Annotated in this window: 2 protein-coding genes; both read left to right on the top strand. The window is 60.1% G+C overall.

Features of this window, described 5'->3' with window-relative positions:
• Positions 1-335: HNH endonuclease (locus tag EOC06_RS37365; protein ID WP_206631356.1), on the top strand; the 335-nt coding region annotated here is incomplete at its 5' end.
• A gap of 480 nt (positions 336-815) precedes the next feature.
• Complete coding sequence (locus EOC06_RS44590) at positions 816-1,334, top strand: integrase domain-containing protein (RefSeq protein ID WP_245330070.1); 519 nt, start codon at positions 816-818, stop codon at positions 1,332-1,334.
• Positions 1,335-1,344: the final 10 nt, after the last annotated feature.

Below are 1,344 nucleotides of genomic sequence, written 5' to 3'. Positions count from 1 at the left end.
GTGGAAGAGAGGGTGAGCGTTCCGAAGAAGAAGGCGCGCGCAGGCTCAGGCTTCATTGGGCCATTGAACGGAAGCCGCAACTGGTCGCCGCTTTCAAGGCGAGCCTGACTTCATTCGCATGCACGGTTTGCGGCTTTGATTTCGAGAGAACTTATAAGGAGCGCGGCATTGGCTTCATCGAATGCCACCATACGAAGCCCGTGGCAGAAATACGGCCCGGCGAAAAGACGCGATTGAGCGACCTTCGTGCGGTCTGCTCAAACTGTCACCAGATGCTACACCGCAAACCCATGCTCACGGTCGAAGAACTCAGGGATGTAGTGGAAGGGAAATAAGCTGAACGTTCATCCTTTGCCCGACGGCTCAAAGACTATCACGTGGCAGTTGTGCAGGACTATGGCTAAGGCGAGCACCGGCATCGGCTGCCGCTCGATAACCGGGTGAAGTCGGCGCGAATCCGAGGCAGAGAAGGGGGCGCCCAGAGTGTTACTTTTCAGCATGTCGCTTGGCCGCTCGGTCCGCACGTCAACGCGATCCGGGCCGAGAGGTGTTCGTTGACCGCGCTATCGACACCGCCATCACCAGAACGGCCAAGTTGGGCGAGGCCGATGTGCCAACGCAACCGGGACGGCTCTTACGGCACTCAAACACCGTCGGCGCGGCTTGGCCGCAAATGGCCAACGACCTCGCGGACCTCGGCTACAAGCTGCCGTCCGCCGGTTCCCTCAAACCCAAGCATGTCGAGGCGCTTGTAGAAAGTGGCTCGATTCCGATACCTCGGATGCCAGTATCCGCAACCGCCTCACCTGGCTGCGATGGTGGGCGGAGAAGGTCAACAAGGTCAATGTCGTCAACCGCGACAATGCCGCGTACGGCGTCGCCGAACGTGGCGAAGTCACGCGCAACCGTGCCCCAGACCCTCAACCAGGCCAAGCTTGGCACGATCGAGTGCCCCTCATATCAAGGCGTCGGTTCTCCTCCAAGTGGCGTTTGGCCTGCGGCGCAAAGAGGCCATGATGTTGCAGCCGCAGGCGGCCATTCGTGCCGATCATATCGCCTTGCAGGTAAGCTGGACGAAAGGGGGCCGGGCACGGACCGTGCCCGTCACCACGCTGGAACAGTGGCATGTCCTTGAACCCATCATGCGCCTTGTCCCCGGTGGCGGGTCCCTGATTCCCGCGCAAATGAGTTATGTCGAACACCTCAAGCGGTTCGAGTACCAGACACTCAAGGCGGTCTCCGCAAACAACGGATTCCGCCACGCCTATCCGCGACGGCGTCTGCTACATCGGCCTCGTATTCAAGAGAAAGAACAACCCCGCCGACAACAATGAGGCTTGCTGC

Origin of the sequence: Mesorhizobium sp. M7A.F.Ca.MR.362.00.0.0 (assembly GCF_004023175.1) — a bacterium.
Taxonomy (GTDB): Bacteria; Pseudomonadota; Alphaproteobacteria; order Rhizobiales; family Rhizobiaceae; genus Mesorhizobium.
Note: the sequence above shows the minus strand (reverse complement) of the source record. Positions and strands in the feature narration are given on the sequence as shown.